At 45.0% G+C, this 19,469-nt stretch carries 21 protein-coding genes; 17 read left to right on the forward strand and 4 right to left on the reverse strand.

Annotated features, from left to right (window positions below; translation table 11 throughout):
* Both ACFSRY_RS12275 and ACFSRY_RS12280 read left to right on the forward strand, forming a co-directional pair.
* On the forward strand, positions 1–895 hold an 895-nt coding region (locus tag ACFSRY_RS12275), incomplete at its 5' end, for an ATP-grasp fold amidoligase family protein (protein ID WP_377507669.1).
* A 300-nt stretch (positions 896–1,195) separates the two neighbouring features.
* On the forward strand, positions 1,196–1,747 hold the full coding sequence (locus ACFSRY_RS12280) for a hypothetical protein (RefSeq protein WP_377507673.1): 552 nt from the start codon (positions 1,196–1,198) through the stop codon (positions 1,745–1,747).
* A gap of 5 nt (positions 1,748–1,752) precedes the next feature.
* On the opposite strand, the gene ACFSRY_RS12285 is transcribed toward ACFSRY_RS12280, so the two are convergent.
* Complete coding sequence (locus ACFSRY_RS12285) at positions 1,753–2,115, reverse strand: SpoIIAA family protein (RefSeq protein WP_377507677.1); 363 nt, start codon at positions 2,113–2,115, stop codon at positions 1,753–1,755.
* A gap of 235 nt (positions 2,116–2,350) precedes the next feature.
* Between ACFSRY_RS12285 and ACFSRY_RS12290 the strand changes: the two genes are divergently transcribed.
* The 3 genes from ACFSRY_RS12290 (at position 2,351) to ACFSRY_RS12300 (ending at position 5,908) form a co-directional block, all read left to right on the forward strand.
* Complete coding sequence (locus tag ACFSRY_RS12290; protein ID WP_377507681.1) at positions 2,351–2,749, forward strand: hypothetical protein; 399 nt, start codon at positions 2,351–2,353, stop codon at positions 2,747–2,749.
* A 173-nt stretch (positions 2,750–2,922) separates the two neighbouring features.
* Positions 2,923–3,516 (forward strand): HupE/UreJ family protein, encoded by a 594-nt coding sequence (locus tag ACFSRY_RS12295; RefSeq protein ID WP_377507684.1) that lies wholly within the window; start codon positions 2,923–2,925, stop codon positions 3,514–3,516.
* A gap of 49 nt (positions 3,517–3,565) precedes the next feature.
* The gene (locus ACFSRY_RS12300; RefSeq protein WP_377507688.1) at positions 3,566–5,908 is read left to right on the forward strand and encodes a M1 family metallopeptidase; all 2,343 of its coding nucleotides are present in this window, start codon (positions 3,566–3,568) and stop codon (positions 5,906–5,908) included.
* 67 nt (positions 5,909–5,975) lie between these two features.
* Here the strand turns inward: ACFSRY_RS12300 and ACFSRY_RS12305 are convergent, their stop codons facing one another.
* Both ACFSRY_RS12305 and ACFSRY_RS12310 read right to left on the reverse strand, forming a co-directional pair.
* Positions 5,976–7,322, reverse strand: a complete 1,347-nt coding sequence (locus ACFSRY_RS12305; RefSeq protein ID WP_377507691.1) for an NAD(P)/FAD-dependent oxidoreductase — start codon at positions 7,320–7,322, stop codon at positions 5,976–5,978.
* A 234-nt stretch (positions 7,323–7,556) separates the two neighbouring features.
* Positions 7,557–8,222: a carboxypeptidase-like regulatory domain-containing protein gene (locus ACFSRY_RS12310; RefSeq protein ID WP_377507694.1), complete on the reverse strand. Its 666-nt coding sequence runs from the start codon at positions 8,220–8,222 to the stop codon at positions 7,557–7,559.
* A 74-nt stretch (positions 8,223–8,296) separates the two neighbouring features.
* Here ACFSRY_RS12310 and ACFSRY_RS12315 point away from each other — a divergent pair, with 74 nt between their 5' ends.
* Together ACFSRY_RS12315 and ACFSRY_RS12320 are read left to right on the forward strand one after the other, a co-directional pair.
* A complete protein-coding gene (locus tag ACFSRY_RS12315; protein WP_377507697.1) occupies positions 8,297–8,683 on the forward strand; it encodes an ArsR/SmtB family transcription factor in 387 nt (128 codons plus the stop codon).
* A gap of 143 nt (positions 8,684–8,826) precedes the next feature.
* Positions 8,827–9,528 (forward strand): YjjG family noncanonical pyrimidine nucleotidase, encoded by a 702-nt coding sequence (locus ACFSRY_RS12320; protein ID WP_377507701.1) that lies wholly within the window; start codon positions 8,827–8,829, stop codon positions 9,526–9,528.
* A 2-nt stretch (positions 9,529–9,530) separates the two neighbouring features.
* On the opposite strand, the gene ACFSRY_RS12325 is transcribed toward ACFSRY_RS12320, so the two are convergent.
* Positions 9,531–9,950 carry a hypothetical protein gene (locus tag ACFSRY_RS12325; RefSeq protein WP_377507704.1) on the reverse strand — a complete coding sequence of 140 codons (420 nt, stop codon included), beginning with the start codon at positions 9,948–9,950 and terminating at the stop codon, positions 9,531–9,533.
* A gap of 184 nt (positions 9,951–10,134) precedes the next feature.
* Between ACFSRY_RS12325 and pruA the strand changes: the two genes are divergently transcribed.
* The 10 genes from pruA (at position 10,135) to ACFSRY_RS12375 (ending at position 19,467) form a co-directional block, all read left to right on the forward strand.
* Positions 10,135–11,769: an L-glutamate gamma-semialdehyde dehydrogenase gene (gene pruA / locus ACFSRY_RS12330; RefSeq protein ID WP_377507707.1), complete on the forward strand. Its 1,635-nt coding sequence runs from the start codon at positions 10,135–10,137 to the stop codon at positions 11,767–11,769.
* A 211-nt stretch (positions 11,770–11,980) separates the two neighbouring features.
* Complete coding sequence (locus ACFSRY_RS12335) at positions 11,981–12,361, forward strand: NADH-quinone oxidoreductase subunit A (protein WP_377507710.1); 381 nt, start codon at positions 11,981–11,983, stop codon at positions 12,359–12,361.
* Positions 12,362–12,443: 82 nt separating this feature from the next.
* The gene (locus tag ACFSRY_RS12340) at positions 12,444–12,995 is read left to right on the forward strand and encodes an NADH-quinone oxidoreductase subunit B (RefSeq protein ID WP_377507713.1); all 552 of its coding nucleotides are present in this window, start codon (positions 12,444–12,446) and stop codon (positions 12,993–12,995) included.
* Between the two features lie 4 nt (positions 12,996–12,999).
* Entirely contained in the window at positions 13,000–13,506 is a 507-nt protein-coding gene (locus tag ACFSRY_RS12345) for an NADH-quinone oxidoreductase subunit C (RefSeq protein ID WP_377507716.1), read from the forward strand.
* Positions 13,507–13,522: 16 nt separating this feature from the next.
* A complete protein-coding gene (gene nuoD, locus ACFSRY_RS12350) occupies positions 13,523–14,767 on the forward strand; it encodes an NADH dehydrogenase (quinone) subunit D (RefSeq protein WP_377507719.1) in 1,245 nt (414 codons plus the stop codon).
* A gap of 54 nt (positions 14,768–14,821) precedes the next feature.
* The gene (locus ACFSRY_RS12355) at positions 14,822–15,355 is read left to right on the forward strand and encodes an NADH-quinone oxidoreductase subunit NuoE family protein (protein WP_377507722.1); all 534 of its coding nucleotides are present in this window, start codon (positions 14,822–14,824) and stop codon (positions 15,353–15,355) included.
* A gap of 56 nt (positions 15,356–15,411) precedes the next feature.
* Positions 15,412–16,758 (forward strand): NADH-quinone oxidoreductase subunit NuoF, encoded by a 1,347-nt coding sequence (gene nuoF, locus ACFSRY_RS12360; protein ID WP_377507726.1) that lies wholly within the window; start codon positions 15,412–15,414, stop codon positions 16,756–16,758.
* Positions 16,759–16,832: 74 nt separating this feature from the next.
* Positions 16,833–17,813 (forward strand): 2Fe-2S iron-sulfur cluster-binding protein, encoded by a 981-nt coding sequence (locus ACFSRY_RS12365; RefSeq protein ID WP_377507730.1) that lies wholly within the window; start codon positions 16,833–16,835, stop codon positions 17,811–17,813.
* A 2-nt stretch (positions 17,814–17,815) separates the two neighbouring features.
* The gene (nuoH, locus tag ACFSRY_RS12370; RefSeq protein WP_377507733.1) at positions 17,816–18,871 is read left to right on the forward strand and encodes an NADH-quinone oxidoreductase subunit NuoH; all 1,056 of its coding nucleotides are present in this window, start codon (positions 17,816–17,818) and stop codon (positions 18,869–18,871) included.
* An 86-nt stretch (positions 18,872–18,957) separates the two neighbouring features.
* Positions 18,958–19,467: a NuoI/complex I 23 kDa subunit family protein gene (locus ACFSRY_RS12375; protein ID WP_377507736.1), complete on the forward strand. Its 510-nt coding sequence runs from the start codon at positions 18,958–18,960 to the stop codon at positions 19,465–19,467.
* Positions 19,468–19,469 lie beyond the last annotated feature (2 nt).

A 19,469-nucleotide genomic window follows, 5' to 3' on the forward strand; every position in this document is an offset into this window, starting at 1 on the left:
GATCATGATTAACATCATCCAAAGACGAATTCAGAAGACTCTTAGTAAATTAACACAAAAAGAACCTCAGGATAACGGAGACTTTGCTAAGAGGATTATATATAGACATAAAGTTTTCTGGAGTGATGCTGATGCAGAACTTGTTCGTAACTCACCCTTATATGAAGGTATAACTATTGAGCAGCTAAAATCAACAAAACACTGGCAGCGAAAACTCAGCAACAAGTATAATGCCCGGGTGTTTGCTCAAAAGTTCGGATGTCGGGTTCCTCAGCTTTATTGGAAAGGCAGAGACCTGAAAGAGTTAAGTTTTCGTAATCTTCCTGATCAGTATGTGATAAGGCCAACTATTGGGCATTCATGCAAAATGGTTTTTTTGATGGATAAGCACATGAACCACATGGATAGCTGCTTCTACTCTGACGAACAACTAAAAGATGTAATGCAGGAAACTTTAGATAAAAACTCACATCAAGAGTTTTTGATAGAGGAATTTTTAAGAAGTGAAAAAGGCGAATATAAAATACCTGTAGATTACAAGTTAAGTTTATTTAATGGAGAGTTAGCTGTAATTGATGTTATTAACAGAATGAGCCCAAAGACAGGTTTATCTAGCTGTTATGACGAAAATTGGAACATGATTGAATGTATTGGTAAACAATACCAACGGTCAGCTTACCAAGCCCCGCCTGCATGTCTTCCCGAGATTATCAACTGGGGAAAAAAATTAAGTAAAGCTTATGAAATTTTTGTAAGAATAGATTTTTACGCTACGGACAAAGGTGCTGTTTTTGGCGAATTTACTCCTACTCCTGGCAAAGGGAATGGCTTTACGCCAGAAGCAGATATAATGCTTCTAAATTATTGGGACAAGTTTTGCTGTGGGCAAATTTGAATTTGATCTAGCCATTATAGTAGTATGCACCCTCTGAAAGAAAACGCACAATACATAATAAAAAAAAGCTGTTCAGGCGTATCTTTCTTGCTGCCGCGATGCTTATGCTAGTATTGCTTTATTACCTTAGTTCGTAAACTTCCTCTGTTGTAGTTTGGCTCTAAATGCTTTATTGCAGTAATAGTTCACCTGTCGTTACTCAACCCAAATTTTTCCGTATAAAATTCAGTACATTCCGAAATTTTTCAAAAAGCTTAGTTCCTGAGAATAATAAATGGGGTAAATTTAAAGTGGTTCGTTATGAAAACTGTTCTAGCTTTATTGCTTTGCTGCATCGCTACTGTCCCCCTAAAGGCTCAGGCTACTTCGCCGGTAAAATCAGAGTATCTGCATTGGTTGTATCTGAAAGATAGTAGAAGAGCTCTAAAAGGAGTGATAATTGAAGCAAATGATTCCTCCATTCTCTTTTTGGATAACTTTACATTATCAAAAAACAAGAAAGCAACTTATACTCCCCAACTTATTCCTGTCTCATCTGTAGAAAAGATCAAGTACAGAAAAAGAAAGGACTTTAGAAAGGGACTGCTTTTAGGAGGTTTGGGTGGTGCTGCAACAGGTGCCGTTGCCGGATATGCCGACGGTGATGACGAATGTGGACCAGGCACCTGGTGCATTGTGTTCTTTACAGCTGAAGATAAAGCTGTTCTGGGAGCTGTACTTGGAGTTATACCCGGAATGGCCATAGGTGCCTTAGTTGGCAGCTCGAAAAAGACCATTTTCATAAACGGCAATCAGGATACATACAACCTAAGCAGGGAGGAGCTAAAACAATACACTCTAGCTAAAAATTAAGAAGATCACCTTCCCTCCAACACCCACCGCATCGCCTGTTCCTTTTCTGTTATACTAAAGTACCGCACACCTTTCTTTTTGACCGGACTGATAATTTTGGCAGCCAATTCCTGCCATAGTTTCTCTCCCACCATCGCCACCCGATCATACTCCCTCCCATGCACCAGGTCGAATAAAGCATTTTCCAATGCTACACCAGGCTTGACCCAACTCAGGTTTACCATCTCATAATATAATCTCGCAGAACCATACTTCTTCATTCTGTCCCGTATCAACTCACGATACAGGTCAAAATCCTGGTTTGTCAGTTCATCGCTTACCCGAACAGCCAGCATATCTTCCTGCGTCTCCGGTAGTACTTCTAACATGGCTTTATTATCTACATTCCTACTCTTTTATACTCATAAAACGTGAAGAGATTCATAGAATTAGCTTAAAAGTATTTTAAACCCACACCCTTGCTGCCAGAACTAAATTAGCTCCGACTTATCTACCCGTTCTCCTTTTAAATTTATACTTTGCAGTAGCTACACGTAATTTATACGTATACCTCGTGTTTATTCATCACCGGAACGCTACCTTAACTTGACTTAGACCTAACCTATGAAGGCATTCTTATTACTTTTTGGATTGCTTGCACTCCTAATCTTTAATAGCTGCACCTCCCCTGCCCAACAAAGCACCTACTCCATAGTAGGAAGTTGGAAACTGATAGATATGCAGTTCGATGGGAAAGGCGAGAAAAAGAATGTTAACACAACCCTTGGCCAAAGCGAGACACGCTTTGTTTATGAAGAATCCGGGCAGTTTAAGATGGTACTTAGCTCAGATGGCAGAGGCCTGCAAGGAGGATATTTTTATGATCCGGAAACAAGTATCCTGAGTATCATGTATGGCGCACACACCGATACTGCACTGGTAAGCTGGATAAACATCAATAAAATGATTCATACTACCAAAGACGGTAAAACAAAGACCACTTTGGAAAGAGTAAAGAAATAAACTACGGTACTACCAGGAAAGGAAATCAAAGGTTTAATCGAGCAACCTCTACTTTTCGTATAGATTTTTCTCTAAAGCCATTTAAACTGCTCAGAACTACGGCACTACTATTGTATATACAAGTTTAAAAAATTAATTTGCCACTTAGGATCATTATAAATTCACCCTGAGCTTTGTCTTCTGTCTTCTCAACGTATTTAAAGTTGGGCTTCCATCATATTTTTAATTTGGGAGCATATGACCACATGCTGTTTCTGCTGGCATTGTGTGCCATATATACCTTAAACGACTGGCGAAAGGTGGTAGCCCTTGTTACCTCTTTCACGATAGGCCACTCTATAACACTGGCGCTGTCTACGTTCAATGTTGTCCGCTTTGACACAGCCCTGATTGAATTCCTGATTCCTGTAACGATTCTGTTTACCTGCATCACAAATTTTTTTAAACTGAAGGGTGCAGCATCAAAGCAAGCAACCATTCTGTCGTTACACAATGCTATGGCTATTTTTTTCGGGTTGATTCATGGCATGGGCTTTTCCAACTACCTGAAATCTTTACTGGGCAAAAGCTCCGACACCTGGCTGCAACTGCTAGCCTTTAATGTTGGCATTGAACTTGGTCAACTACTGATTGTGTCTATTCTGTTAGCTGTTGCTTTCCTGGTGATGAACCTTTTAAATGCAAAGAAGCGGGACTGGATTATGGTGCTTTCAAGTGCAGCAGCAGGTGTGTCTTTGATCTTAATGATGGAAACAAGTATATTTTAACTCTTGACCAGATATAACTAAACTAAACTAACACTTTATTCAACCTATAATGAGAAACCTACTTACCGGCTTAGCTTTATTCGGTTTGTTTGCCGGGCCTGTGGTGGCACAGGCGCAGGACAACACCGATAAGTCTAAGTTTAAGCAGCTACAGCAGGAGCTGCCAACTCCTAATACCTACCGTACAGCCTCTGGTGCTCCGGGCCATGAATACTGGCAGCAACGTGCAGACTATAATATTAAAGTAGAGTTAGATGATAAGAACCAGTCAATCAAAGGTTCTGAAAACATCACCTATACCAACAATTCTCCTGATGTACTTTCGTACCTGTGGGTACAGCTGGATCAGAATATTTTTGAGCCAAACTCTGCCAGCAACCTGACTAAAACCGGGCAGTTAAACGATAAAATGTCTACACAGGCAGTGGAGTACATGACCCGCGAGAAATTCGACGGCGGTTTTAAAATCGATGCGGTAAAGGACCGTAGTGGCAAGCCATTAAAGCACACCATCAACAATACCATGATGCGTATTGACCTGCCAACGCCACTTAAGCCAAAGCAGAGCGTGTCTTTCAACATCGATTGGCACCACAACATCAATGATCAGAAAGCCCTTGGCGGCCGTTCTGGCTACGAGTATTTCCCGGAAGACGGGAATTACCTGTACGAGATGGCCCAGTGGTTCCCGCGTATGGCTGTTTACGATGATGTAAACGGATGGCAACACAAGCAATTCCTGGGAAGCGGTGAATTCGCACTGCCTTTCGGGGACTATAAAGTCAGCATCACTGTACCTGCCGACCATGTAGTTGGCGCAACAGGAGAGCTTCAGAATGCAAGTCAGGTGTTATCTTCTACTCACCAGAAACGCTGGGCTGACGCCGCAAAAAGCGACAAGCCTGTGGTAATCGTATCGCAGGAGGAAGCCACTAAAGCAGAGAAGAACCCAACATCTGCTAAAAAAACGTGGGTATTTGCAGCTAAGAATGTACGTGACTTTGCCTGGGCAAGCTCCCGCAAGTTTATCTGGGATGCTATGAACGTGAACGTTGGTGGCAAAAACGTGCTGGCTATGTCTTACTACCCGAAAGAGGCAAATCCGCTTTGGGGGCAGTATTCAACTGAGGCGGTTGCTCATACTTTAAAAGTTTACTCTAAGCATACTATCGACTACCCTTACCCTGTGGCTATCTCTGTGCATGGCCCTGTAGGTGGTATGGAATACCCGATGCTATCTTTTAACGGGTATCGCCCAGAGGCAGACGGCACTTACTCTGACCGCACCAAGTATGGTTTAATCTCGGTTATCATTCACGAGGTAGGGCACAACTTCTTCCCGATGATCATCAACTCTGATGAGCGCCAGTGGACGTGGATGGATGAGGGCCTGAACACCTTTATGCAGTACCTTGCTGAGCAGGAGTGGGAAAGAAATTACCCGTCGCGCCGTGGTGAGCCTGCTAACATTGTTGAGTACATGAAGAGCGCTAAGAACACACAGGTGCCGATCATGACCAACTCTGAGTCTGTGTTGCAATTCGGTAACAACGCCTATGGTAAGCCTGCCACTGCGCTTAATGTTTTACGTGAAACAGTAATGGGTCGCGAGCTTTTTGACTATGCCTTCAAGGAGTATTCCAATCGTTGGGCCTTTAAGCACCCGATGCCAGCCGACTTCTTCCGCACCATGGAAGATGCCTCTGGCGTAGACCTTGACTGGTTCTGGAGAGGCTGGTTCTATACCACAGACCATACCGATGTATCTATCGACGATGTGAAGTGGTATACGGTTGATTCTCAGAATCCGGAGTTCGTTAACGCACAGCTGCGTGAGCAGCAGAACAAGGCTCCAAAGACACTGTCAGAGCAGCGTAACCTGAAGGATATCCCTAAAACCAGATTAGACAACAGGCCAGAGCTAAAAGACTTCTATAACAGCTACGACCCGTTGGCTACTACAGCCGCCGATCAGCAGCGTTACCAGTCTTTCCTGAAGAGCCTAACACCGGCAGAGAAAAAAGCACTGGATTCCGGCTTAAATTTCTACGAAGTAAGCTTCAAGAATTTGGGTGGCTTAGTAATGCCATTGATCGTGCGCATGGAGTTTGAAGACGGTTCTGAAGAGGTAGTTAATATTCCGGCTGAGATCTGGCGCTACAACAACGAAGATATCACGAAGGTGTTTATCACAGAAAAGCCAGTTGCCAACTTCGAACTTGATCCATACCTGCAGACGGCGGATACAGAACTGTCTAACAACTTTTTCCCTCGTCGCCTGGCTCCATCCCGTTTCGATATTTACAAACAGCAACAGCGCGAGCAGCAAAATCCAATGCAGCGTGAGCGCTCTGCTAACCGCAACGGCAACAAAAATAACTCAGGGCAATAACAGCTTACACTCTCACCCAAAAAAAGCCCCTGCTTTCTCAGGGGCTTTTTTTTTACTATCTCTATAACTAATCTGTGTTATACTTATTGATGAAATCCTGTGAGACCCGGTCCCCTTTTCGAATAAAAGGCCGGATGATAAGACGCGTGCCATTCTCATAGGTAAAGAACTTATAAATCCAGTTGCTAAGTACAACCAATTTATTCCTGAATCCAATCAGGTACATGATGTGCACGAACAGCCATATCACCCAGGCAAAAAAGCCCCCGAGATGGATGTTGTTCGGCAGGTCTGCCACAGCACGGTTACGACCGATAATAGCCAAAGAACCTTTATCGAAATATTTAAACGGTTCCAGAGGCTGCTTTAAAACGAGTCTTTTTAGGTTTTTTGCTAACAGTTTACCCTGCTGTATAGCAGGCTGTGCTACACCCGGATGCCCTTTAGGAAACTCTGGTGTTTTCATCAGGGCCACATCCCCAATGGCAAAGATATTGTCATAGCCCTTCACCTGATTAAACTCATTTACCAGATACCGCCCACGCTCCACACATTCTTCCGGAAGCCCTCCAATAACGGCTCCGGATACACCCGCTGCCCAGATAAGGGTATTTGTTTTTATCTGCTCTCCACCCTTCAATATCACTATTTCTCCATCATAAGCTTCTACAAGGGTATTCAGCTTAATGATAATGCCTAATTCACTCAAATATTTATGAGTCTTCTCACTTGCCTCCACAGACATTGGGGGCAACACCCTGTCCATGCCCTCGATCAAGAAGATATTCATCTGAGTAAAGTCCATACCCGGATAATCTGTGGGCAGCACATGCTTTTTCATTTCAGCCAGTGCGCCGGCTAGTTCTACTCCTGTCGGGCCTCCTCCAACAATCACAAAGTTCATCAGGCTCTGCCTGATTTCAGGGTCACTTGTCATGTTTGCCTGTTCAAAAGCTTGCAGCATCTGGCTACGCAGGTTAAGTGCATGTGGTATCTGCTTCAACGGGAAGGCATACTTCTTTATCTGATCATTGCCGAAGTAGTTGATTTTAGTACCCGTAGCAACAACCAGGAAGTCATATGGCAGTTCTCCGATAAGGGTATCTACTGTTCTGGCATCAGGGTTAATGCCAGTTACTTTCACAAGCCGGAAGTAAAAATCACCATAGTCATCGCTGCCAAACATTTTACGGAGTGGCTCTGCGATGGAATCAGGCTCTAAGCCTGCAGTGGCCACCTGGTAAAGCAGAGGCCAGAAGCCATGGTAGTTCTGCCTGTCAAACATAACTACCTGGAAATGCTTTTCAGATAATTTCCGGGCAAGGTTGATTCCTCCGAATCCCCCTCCAATTATAACCACACGGGGCTTTGTAGTATCAGGTATATTAAGCGATAACTTATCAGGTTTAAGCATAGGAAGTTGCGTTTAGTAGCTTAGCATAGTAAATTAACCATACTCATAGTTGCACAAAAAAGAATGTATCTCTCTTTTGCAAAATAACGCAGAGGGCTGTGGTAAGTTACTTTGAAGCATTCGGAGCCTGCTAAATCAGCAAATCAGGCACAAACAAATGATATAAACCTACACTGGCTCAAAAACAGGTTTGCACAAAATCAGAAGGAAGGAGGAATTTATATTTGCAACTAATTACTTGCCGTCGCCTTTGAAAATAGAATTCAGGAGTGCCGGAATAGCAAAGGGGCTTATAGTAGGGTACATTATCCTGTTCTGCTGCTGCTGTATTTGTTGCTGATTCCAGAACCTGAAGTTAGCGCCACCATCCATGGGGGTGGTCTTAAAGAGTTCTTCCAAACGTTCAGGGTCCAGGTTACGGGTAGCCATGGCACGTCCTTCGTCAGGCAACTTCACATTGGCAACAGCTTCCTTAAAGTCCCGTTCAGTTGGCCACGGAAACACATCTACTATAGGAAGCTCGGTAGGATCTTCCTGCATTTGCATGATAATGGAATAGCTCTGGCTGCTGTACTTCTCCGGGATAATCAGGTACTGCTTTTTATAGCCCAGCGCATTAAAAATAACGCTGTCGCCTGTAAGCACCGGTACCGAAAAGAAACCATACTCATTTGTTTGTGTACCACGGCTCGTACCCGGCACATACACGCTTACTCCTGCCACCCCGTAGAGGCTATCTCCTGTGGCCACAAAGCCTGAAAGCTGCACTACACGTTGCTTTCCTTGTGCGGCAGCGTTGTTAGGAGCAGCCGTAAACAGAAGTAAAAGCAACAGAACAAGCGCCAGAGCTCCTTTCGAAGGCATGGAGAGAAGGGTATGTTTCTGTGAAATTAAATTCATTCAGTACAATTATAGGATTTATTATTTTATTATAGCAGCTTTTACCTAATTTTGTTTACGCTTTCGCGGCAACTATGAGGCTCAAACACTTTAGTATATCTTTCGGGGAGCAGATTCTGAAAGCACTCGCAGACGAATCCCGCATCCGTATCCTTAACCTGATCCTGCGCAACAAGGAAATGTGCACGTCAGACCTTGAGCAGGTGCTTGATTTTACACAAACAAAGACCTCACGGCACCTTGCATACCTCCGCAACGCAAGTCTGGTCACCTCCCGCAAGCTTGACCAGTGGGTATTCTACTCTATCAAAGATGAAGCCGCAGATTTCGTAAGCCAGATATTTAATTACCTGGAGCGTGACTCCCTGCTGCAAAAAGACCAGGAGACATACGATATACTCTTTTCAAACCGCGAATTGGCTATAAACAAACTTGAGGCACGCCGTTGGATAGCTCCGTAACTGTTATTCTCTTAGCTATTTACCAACAACTAAACCTTTCATCTATTGCTTTGTTCAGAAGGGGTTAGCTTATACTTTAATCTTGATCAGGAAACTTCCGATCCTTGCGCCCGTTTCACTTAAATCCAATACCTTCAGCCCACATGAAAACATACACGCACATCCTTTTTGACCTGGACCATACCCTTTGGGACTTCGAAAAGAATTCAGAAGAAACCCTTTACGCCTTATATGACCAATTTGAACTAGCCAGCTTCGGTAAGTTTGATAGTTCTACCTTCTATAAGAAGTACAAGTTTGTCAACATCCGTATGTGGGACCTGTACAATAAAGGGAAAATAAACCAGAAAGAGCTGCGTGAAAGGCGTTTTATAAAAACACTTTTAGGTTTAGGGCTGGAGGAGCATGAGGTACCTGCCGGATTATCTGAAGCATACACGACCCTGTGCCCTACAAAAAACGCTGTTTTCCCTTACACCCATGAAATATTGCAGTATTTGCAGCCAAAATACGGCCTGCACATCATTACGAATGGCTTTAAGGAAGTGCAACATGTTAAAATGAATTCTTCTCAATTGCATGGCTATTTCAGGGAAATCGTAACATCTGAGTGCTGTGGGTACAAAAAGCCAGACCGCCGTATGTTCGAACACCTCCTTGGCCGCATCAACATAAACCCTGAGGAATGCCTGATGATAGGGGATAATTATGAATGCGATATTCAAGGCGCTCGCGATGCAGGCATAGACCAGGTATACTTTAACCCAGAGGGGGTAAGAAGCAGCAAAAGGCCAAAACCTACCTTTGAAATCAGCTGCCTGAGTGAATTAAAGAGCTTCTTATAAATTCACTTTTTAGCTACACTCTTCTCGCGAAGCTTTTTAAACTCCGTCTGCACCACCTTTATGCGGGCTTTGTCGCTTACCCTTAGAATAGAGTAGATGGAAGTAAACCTGGCATTTAGTTGGTTCATGGTTTCTTGCGCCAACTCCCATTCACTGTTACCCCAACTGCTTTGCTTAGAGCGAACATTTTCCATGAATATCAAATAGGCGTGGCTAATATTATCAGTCGTCAGCAGGTTTGTTTCATGATATGACCCCAGCAGTTCTTTCTTCATGCGTCTTGCCTCCTGCTCCTCCTGCTTTGGAGCTGAGGTGCTAGCCCCATGATAACAAAAAGAGAAGCCTGTAGCCTCTGCTTCCAAAGCAGTACATTGAACTACAGCTACAATTAAAATCACAAAGCACCTGTACCTGTTCTTCATAACCTCCCTCCTCTTATTTAAGTACGATTAAGAACTGCTCTGGATGTACTATCCCTATCCTGGAAAGATCATGGGCTTTGTTTTCATACCAAAAAATCAAATAATAAGCCTTACCTTTGTTCAGGTGCCCCTGAAAAGGCGTATCTGACTATGAAAATTATTCTGAATCCTTAACTATAAAAAAATGGCAACCGGATTTTTTAGAGTACCTACTCCCGTTAATGAACCTGTAAAATCTTACGCTCCTGGCTCACCAGAGCGTGAAGAATTACTGCGCACCTATAAAGAACTTAAGTCAAAAGAGCTGGATGTACCGATGTACATTGGCGGCGACAGAGTTTTTACAGATAATAAGCAGCCAATGCTGCAGCCACACGACCACAAGCATATCCTTGGGCACTTCAGCGAAGGGGATGCAACCCACGTGGAACAGGCTATTAATGCAGCACTTGCTGCACGTGAAGAATGGGCGGCAATGAGTTGGGAACACCGCGCCAGCATTTTCATTAAAGCTGCTGAGTTGCTGGCTGGTCCCTGGAGAGCTCGTTTGAACGCTGCGACCATGCTGGGTCAGTCTAAAAACGCTTATCAAGCTGAGATAGACTCTGCCTGCGAGCTGATAGACTTCCTGCGCTTTAACGTACAGTTTGCAACTGACATTTACCGTATGCAGCCTGAGTCTGCACCAGGTGTTTGGAACCGCATGGAACACCGCCCGCTAGAGGGCTTTGTGTTTGCGCTTACGCCATTCAACTTTACCGCAATTGCCGGTAACCTGCCAACTGCTGTTGCCATGATGGGTAACGTAGTGGTATGGAAGCCTGCACATACGCAGATTTATGCAGCGCACATGATCATGGAGCTTCTGAAGGAAGCAGGTCTGCCAGATGGCGTTATTAACCTTGTTTATGTAGATGGTCCTACTACTGGTGACGTAGTATTCAATCACTCTGACTTTGCCGGTATTCACTTTACAGGTAGTACAGGCGTATTCCAGCACATCTGGAAAACTATCGGAACAAACATTCACAAGTACAAGTCATACCCACGCATTGTAGGCGAAACAGGAGGCAAAGACTTTATACTTGCTCATAAATCTGCTGATGCCAAAGCACTGGCTACGGCTATCTCACGTGGCGCCTTTGAGTTCCAGGGACAAAAATGTTCTGCTGCCTCCCGTGCTTACATTCCAAGCAACCTTTGGGAAGAGGTAAAAGGCTATGTAGTAGAAGACCTGAAGTCCTTCAAAATGGGCGCTCCGGAAGATTTTGGCAACTTCATTAATGCTGTTATTGATGAGAAATCGTTCGATAAGATTGCCCGTTACATTGATAATGCTAAGGACAGCAATGAAGTAGAGATCATTGCCGGTGGCAACTACGACAAATCTAAGGGTTACTTCATAGAGCCTACTGTGCTACTGTCGCACAACCCGACCTATATCACCATGTGTGAGGAGATCTTCGGACCGGTTATCACGATCTATGTTTACGACGAGAACAACTTCGAAGAAACTGTAGAACTGGTGAACGCTACCTCTCCGTACGCGTTAACAGGTGCTATTTTCAGCCAGGACCGTTACATTATAGAGTATGCAACGAAAAGACTGGATCAGGCAGCTGGAAACTTCTACATCAACGATAAGCCGACAGGTGCCGTGGTGGGTCAGCAGCCATTTGGTGGCTCCCGTGCCTCAGGTACTAACGATAAGGCTGGATCAATGCTAAACCTACTTCGCTGGGTTTCTGCACGATCTATCAAAGAAACGTTTGTGCCGCCGGTAGATTACCGTTACCCTTTCCTGGGCGAAAGCAAGTAAGCTGCCTCAGCGTTCAAACATTAACAAAGGCCGCTCCTGACCGGGGGCGGCCTTTGTATTTTTATACTTAAATATTGCGCTATCACCTTTTACGCTCTTCACTGCTACGCTCACACCTCTTTCAGAACAATTTACATTGGATTTATACTTTTGATTAATGCCTATTTATACCTAATTTTGCTCCCAAATTTGTAGAAACGATTACAGAGTTATGGAATCAACTGTAGAGCAGTATGTACCATCGGATTACCTACCGATAATTATTCAGTTTGCAGCGGCACTAGGCTTCGTAATTTTTGCGCTTGTGGCTACTCACCTGTTGGGTCCTAAACGCAAGAGTGAGGTAAAAGGCGCAGCCTGGGAAAGTGGAATTGAGTCTGTGGGCGATGCTCGTACTCCAATCTCATATAAATACTTCATGACCGCTATTCTGTTCGTTCTGTTCGATGTGGAAATCATCTTCATGTACCCTTGGGCAGTTAACTTCAGAGAATTTGGTGTAGATGGCTTCTTGCAGATGTTTGTATTCATGGGCATGCTTCTTGCAGGATTCTTTTATGTGATCAAAAAAGGAATTCTCAAATGGGAATAGCCGGATAAACTTTTCACAAGGCCTTTGTGTTCTTCTTATCGGTGTAATTGCACCAAAGTAATACACAAATAACCATATTGAAATGAGCGAAAATACAGATATAAAACTAGTAGATGCACCGGATGGTGTTTCAGGTGCAGGTTTCTTTGCCACCTCCTTCGAGAAAGTAATTGGATTGGCTCGTAAGCACTCGCTTTGGCCTTTGCCATTTGCTACCTCCTGCTGTGGTATTGAGTACATGGCTACCATGGGTTCAAATTATGATATTTCCCGCTTTGGTTCAGAGCGTCCAAGCTTCTCTCCCCGCCAGGCAGACATCCTGCTGGTGATGGGTACAATTGCCAAGAAAATGGGGCCGGTTGTGAAGCAGGTATATGAGCAGATGGCAGAGCCGCGCTGGGTAGTTGCTGTTGGAGCCTGCGCTACATCAGGTGGTATATTTGATTCTTACTCTGTATTACAAGGAATTGACCGGATAGTACCAGTAGATGTATATGTACCTGGTTGTCCTCCACGCCCTGAGCAGATCCTGGACGGGTTAATGCGTGTACAGGACCTGGCAGAAAATGAATCACTTCGCCGCCGTAATTCTCCGGAATACCAGGAGCTTTTAGCCTCTTATAACATTAAATAAGCAGATGGAGCTTACGAACGAAAACGTACTCGGCAAAATCATAAGTAAGTTTGGGGAAGATAACATCTGGGATGCTTTGAATCCGGATGGAATTATGACCATAACAACTAACCGCGAATCAATTCACGAACTGATAAAATACCTGCGCGACGATGAGGAGCTGCAGATCAGCTTCCTGACCACGATGTGCGGGATCCACTTCCCGGATCACAAAGACAAGGAGATGTGCATGATGTATCAGTTGCACAGCCTGCGTCACAATTACCGCATCCGCATCAAAGTATTTATGCCGGCTTCGGACCCGGTAATGCCAACTATGACAGATCTTTACGCTACCGCCAACTGGATGGAGCGTGAGGCATTTGACTTTTATGGCTTCATCTTTACCGGACATCCGAACCTGACACGCATCCTCAACATTGAAGAGATGGAATACCACCCGATGCTGAAGCAGTACCCGCTGGAAGACCAGACAAGGGAAGATAAAATTGATACATATTTTGGACGATAAGCCAAAAGATAAAATAATGGCTACTGAAAATAAGACAGCAGAGCTTACTGACCTGGAGCAGTTCCGTTTAGACAATGGACTTGCCCTGAAAGAAGAGCCGCAACTAACCACGCTGAACCTGGGTCCAACGCACCCGGCTACGCATGGCATTTTCCAGAACATCCTGCAAATGGATGGTGAGAAGATCGTGGACGCTGTACCAACGATTGGTTATATTCACCGTGCCTTTGAGAAAATAGCTGAACACAAACCATTTTATCAGATCACACCGCTGACTGATAGAATGAACTACTGTTCCTCCCCTATCAATAACATGGGGTACCACATGACAGTAGAGAAGCTGCTGGGAATAGAGGTGCCTAAGCGCGCGCAGTATATCCGTGTGATCATGATGGAGTTGGCTCGTATTTCAGACCACCTGATCTGTAACTCCATTCTGGGCGTGGACTCTGGTGCTTTTACAGGTTTCCTTTATGTGATGCAGGAGCGTGAGCACATCTACGATATATACGAAGAAGTATGCGGTGCCCGTCTGACGACAAATATGGGCCGTATTGGGGGTATGGAGCGTGATCTTACGCCTAAAGCGCTGCACCTTATAGATGAGTTCCTGAAGCGCTTCCCTAAAGTGTGGGCAGAGTTTGAGAAAATGCTTACCCGTAACCGTATCTTCATCGACAGAACCACAGATGTTGGTGCTATCTCTGCAGAGCGTGCACTTAGCTACGGCTTTACCGGCCCTAACTTACGTGCAGCCGGCGTTGATTATGACGTGCGCGTGATGAACCCATACTCTTCGTATGAGGATTTTGAGTTTGAGATTCCAGTAGGCTCTAAAGGCGACACGTATGACCGCTTTCTGGTGCGTAACGAGGAGGTTTGGCAAAGCTTGAAGATTATTGAGCAGGCTTACAAAAACCTGCCTGAAGGCTCGTATCATGCTGATGCGCCGCATTACTATTTGCCTCCGAAGCAGGAAGTATACCGCAACATGGAAGCCCTTATCTACCACTTTAAAATTGTGATGGGTGAGATTGATGCTCCGGTTGGTGAAGTATACCATAGCGTAGAGGGCGGTAATGGCGAGTTAGGTTTCTACCTAATCAGTGATGGTGGCCGCACACCTTACAGGCTGCACTTCCGCAGACCATGTTTTATTTACTATCAGGCTTATACAGAAATGATCAAAGGTGGTCAGTTAGCAGATGCTATCCTGACGCTTAGTAGCCTGAACGTAATTGCTGGCGAGCTTGACGCTTAACTAGAACAATCAATTACCATTTAACATTGATCCCTGATCAGTGCCACTAAAAAAATGGCAGAAACTATAAACGAAGTAAAGTTTTCTGATGCGGCCATGGCCGAAATTCAGCGCTACATAAGCCACTACCCGGAAGGACGGCAAAAATCAGCCCTGTTGCCTATCCTGCACATTGCGCAGGCGGAGTTCGGTGGTTGGGTTAGTCCTGAGGTAATGGACAAAGTTGCGGACATCCTGAACATCAAGCCGATCGAAGTATACGAGGTGGCCACTTTCTATACTATGTTCAACCTGAAGCCGGTTGGAAAGCACGTGTTGGAAGTATGCCGCACGGGGCCTTGCTGCCTGCGTGGAGCCGATCAGATGATCGACATGATCAAGCAAAAGCTTAACATAGAAGAAGGCGAGACAACAGCGGATGGTATGTTTACTTTGAAGCCGGTAGAGTGTCTTGCTTCATGTGGTTCAGGCCCGATGCTGCAGGTGCGCGAATTATACTACGAGAACATCGACAGCGAAGAAAAGCTTGACGCGTTTTTGGAGATGATGCGCAACAAGGAGCACGAAACACCAACCTGGAAAAAATAAACCTTATTTTAACGAAGTGGCCCTTTTGAGGCTGCTTTATTCTATATCCTGCTAAAATGGGACTAAAGATATTAACCGAACATATTAACGTACCAGGCATCGAAACCCTGGAGGTATACCGTAAGCATGGTGGCTACAAATCTGTAGAGAAAGCCCTGAAAACGATGTCTCCGGAAGAGGTGGTGGAAGAGGTAAAAACATCTGGCCTCCGTGGTCGTGGTGGTGCAGGCTTCCCTACGGGTATGAAATGGAGCTTCCTGGCTAAACCAGAGGGGGTTCCACGTTACCTGGTGTGCAATGCCGATGAGTCAGAGCCGGGTACTTTCAAGGACCGTTGGTTCATGGAGAAAAACCCGCACGCATTGGTAGAAGGTATGATAACTTCCAGCTATGCGCTAGGTGCCAACACTTCCTATATCTATATCCGTGGGGAGTTGTTATTTGTGCTTCGCATTCTGGAAAAAGCTATTGCTGAGGCGTATGCAGCCGGTTTGCTGGGTAAAAACATACTTGGGTCAGGTTACGACCTGGACCTGCACGTTGCTCCGGGTGGTGGTGCTTATATTTGTGGCGAAGAAACAGCCTTGTTGGAGTCGTTGGAAGGTAAGCGTGGTAATCCACGAAACAAGCCTCCATTCCCGGCTGTGAAAGGTCTTTTCCAATCACCTACCGTGGTAAACAATGTGGAAACAATCGCGTCAGTACCATGGATCGTGAATAATACCGGTGCGGAGTATGCTAAAATTGGTGTAGGCCGAAGTACAGGAACAAAATTGATCTCTGCCAGCGGCAACATAAACAACCCAGGCGTGTTCGAAATTGAGTTAGGAGTACCGGTAGAGGAATTTATTTACTCTGACCAGTACTGCGGCGGCATCTGGAAAGGAAAGCAACTGAAGGCAGTAGTGCCGGGAGGTTCTTCTGTTCCAATTCTGCCAGCCAACCTGATCCTGAAAACTGCAGCCGGCGAAGATCGCCTGATGTCTTACGAATCACTTTCTGATGGTGGTTTTGTGAGTGGATCGATGCTGGGATCAGGTGCTTTCATTGTCTTCGATGAGGATCAGTGCATTGTGCGTAATACGTGGAACTATGCCCGTTTCTACCACCACGAGTCATGCGGCCAGTGTAGCCCATGTCGTGAAGGTACAGGCTGGATGGAAAAAGTGTTGCACCGAATTGAGTACGGTCACGGACATCAGCAGGACATTGACCTACTGGTAAGTGTAGCTAAGCAGATAGAGGGTAATACAATTTGCCCGCTTGGTGATGCAGCTGCATGGCCAGTAGCAAGTGCTGTGCGCCATTTCCGTGATGAGTTTGAGTGGCACATCAGACATCCAAAGGAAGCAACTGCTCCGGGTGCTGTTTACAGAGGCCAGTTAGACGCAGTTACAGCTTAATAGTTAACCACCGCTAAAAGCGGATCAAAGACAGTACAGGCTTTGCCTGTGCGACAATAGGAGAAAGATTACAAATGGTTAAAATAACATTCGACGGCATCGAAGTAGAAGTAGAAGAAGGAACTACTATTCTGCAAGCCGCTAGAAAAATAGGTGGAGATGTAGTGCCACCAGCCATGTGTTATTACGGTCCACTAAAGGGCAGCGGCGGTAAGTGCCGTGTTTGCCTGGTTAAAGTAGCACAAGGTTCAGCCAAAGATCCACGTCCTATGCCTAAATTGGTTGCTTCGTGTATAACACAGGTACAGGAGGGCATGGTGGTAGAGAATACTACAAACGAAGATGTTCTAAATGCCCGCAAAGGCATTGTAGAGATGCTGTTGATCAACCATCCACTGGATTGCCCTGTGTGTGACCAGGCTGGAGAGTGCGACCTGCAGAATCTTTCCTACGAGCATGGCGTGAGTGCTACTCGTTATGAAGAAGAACGCCGTAGCTTTAACAAAGTAGACCTTGGACCATACATCCAGCTGCATATGACGCGCTGCATCCTGTGCTATCGTTGTGTGTATACAGCTGATCAGATAGCTGAAAACCGTGTACATGGTGTACTTGGTCGTGGCGACGCAGCTGAAATCGGCACTTATATTGAGAACGTTATTGATAATGAATTCTCTGGTAACGTGATTGATGTATGCCCTGTAGGTGCACTTACAGACAAAACATGGCGCTTTAAGAACCGTGTATGGTTTACAAAACCAATGGATGCACACCGTGATTGCCCAACCTGTTCCGGTAAAGTAACGCTGTGGACACGCGGTGAGGAAGTACTACGTGTAACAGCCCGCAAAGACCAGTATGCAGAAGTAGAGGAGTTTATCTGTAACACCTGTCGCTTTGACAAAAAAGAGGTGAAAGACTGGACAATTGAAGGGCCACGCCATATAGACAGTAGATCCGTGATTTCGGCCAACCATTATGAGTTGCCGGTAATAAATGTGCCCATTGTTCCAAATTTGCCAACATCTACTAAGAAAAACCTTCCACAGGAATAACCATGGAGTCTGTAGACCTAATATACAAAGCGATATACATCCTGGCGATCTTCGGGATTACATTACTTATAGCCACCTATTCAACTTATTTTGAGCGAAAAATTGCAGCTTTCATTCAAGACCGAGTAGGTCCGAACAGAGCCGGTCCGCTAGGTTTGTTACAGCCCTTGGCTGATGCTGGAAAGTTGTTCTTTAAAGAGGATTTTATTCCTTCAAAGTCGAACAAAGCATTGTTCATTATTGGCCCGGGTATAGCCATGTTGGTTGCGGCCATGTCAAGCGCAGTTATCCCCTTTGGAGATAATCTGATTATTGATGGGCACGTTGTTTTCTTACAGGCCATAGAAGTGAACATAGGTGTACTATATATTTTTGGTGTAGTATCGCTTGGTGTTTATGGTCTGATGATAGGTGGCTGGGCCTCAAATAACAAGTTCTCTCTGTTAGGGGCTATCCGGGCAGCATCGCAGAACATTAGCTACGAGTTGGCAATGGGTCTTTCATTGATTGCTGTTTTGATGCTTAGCGGCTCGTTGTCATTACGCGAAATTGCAGCACAGCAGGCAGGCTTTAACTGGAATATCTGGTATCAGCCTTTAGGCTTCCTGATCTTCCTGGTATGTGCGTTTGCAGAGACAAACCGTACACCGTTCGACTTACCAGAAAGTGAGGCGGAGCTAATTGGAGGTTATCATACAGAGTACGGCTCTATGAAGCTTGGCATGTACTTGTTTGCCGAATATATCAACATCTTTGTAGCATCAGCTGTTATGGCTACGCTTTATTTTGGTGCATACAACTTCCCGTTCATGGAAGATCTTCGTGCAGCAATAAGCGATCCAGTTTTAGCTAATAATGTAGTGACTTTAGTGGGAGTAGCAGTAATGTTCGCAAAAATATTCCTGTTTATCTTCTTCTTTATGTGGGTGCGCTGGACACTTCCGCGTTTCCGCTACGACCAATTGATGAAGTTAGGCTGGCAGATACTGATTCCGCTTGCAATCCTGAACATCCTGTTAACAGGAGGCGGTATCCTTCTGAAAGACTATTTATTTTAAACTATAGTACGAAGTTTGAATGATGCAGGCAGGTAACCTGTTAAGTAAAAGAACCTGCTAACGCAACAATCATAATCAAATTAGAGATGGAACCACTATCGAATAGAAGCAAGAAAGTGCAAAAGAGGGAAATGACCTTTGCTGAGAAGGCATATCTCCCTGCTATTGCACAAGGTCTTGGCATAACATTAAAACACTTTTTTAAGAAGAAAGCAACTGTACAGTACCCGGAGCAAACACGCGAGAGAAGTGAATTCTGGCGTGGCCTGCATGTGCTAAAGCGCGATGAAAAGGGTGCTGAGCGTTGCACCGCCTGTGGTTTGTGCGCAGTAGCATGCCCTGCTGAAGCAATTACCATGACAGCAGGTGAGCGAAAGGCTGGCGAAGAGCATCTGTACCGTGAAGAAAAATATGCAGTAACCTATGAGGTAAACATGCTGCGTTGTATCTTCTGCGGACTATGTGAAGAGGCCTGCCCTAAGGCTGCTATTTTCTTACAAGACGATAAAATTGCGCCGGCACGTTACGAGCGCGACGAGTTCATTTACGGCAAAGACCGTTTGGTTGAGCCTCTGAAAACTACAGAAACGAAATAACC

Origin of the sequence: Pontibacter locisalis (assembly GCF_042684605.1) — a bacterium.
Taxonomy (GTDB): Bacteria; Bacteroidota; Bacteroidia; order Cytophagales; family Hymenobacteraceae; genus Pontibacter; species Pontibacter locisalis.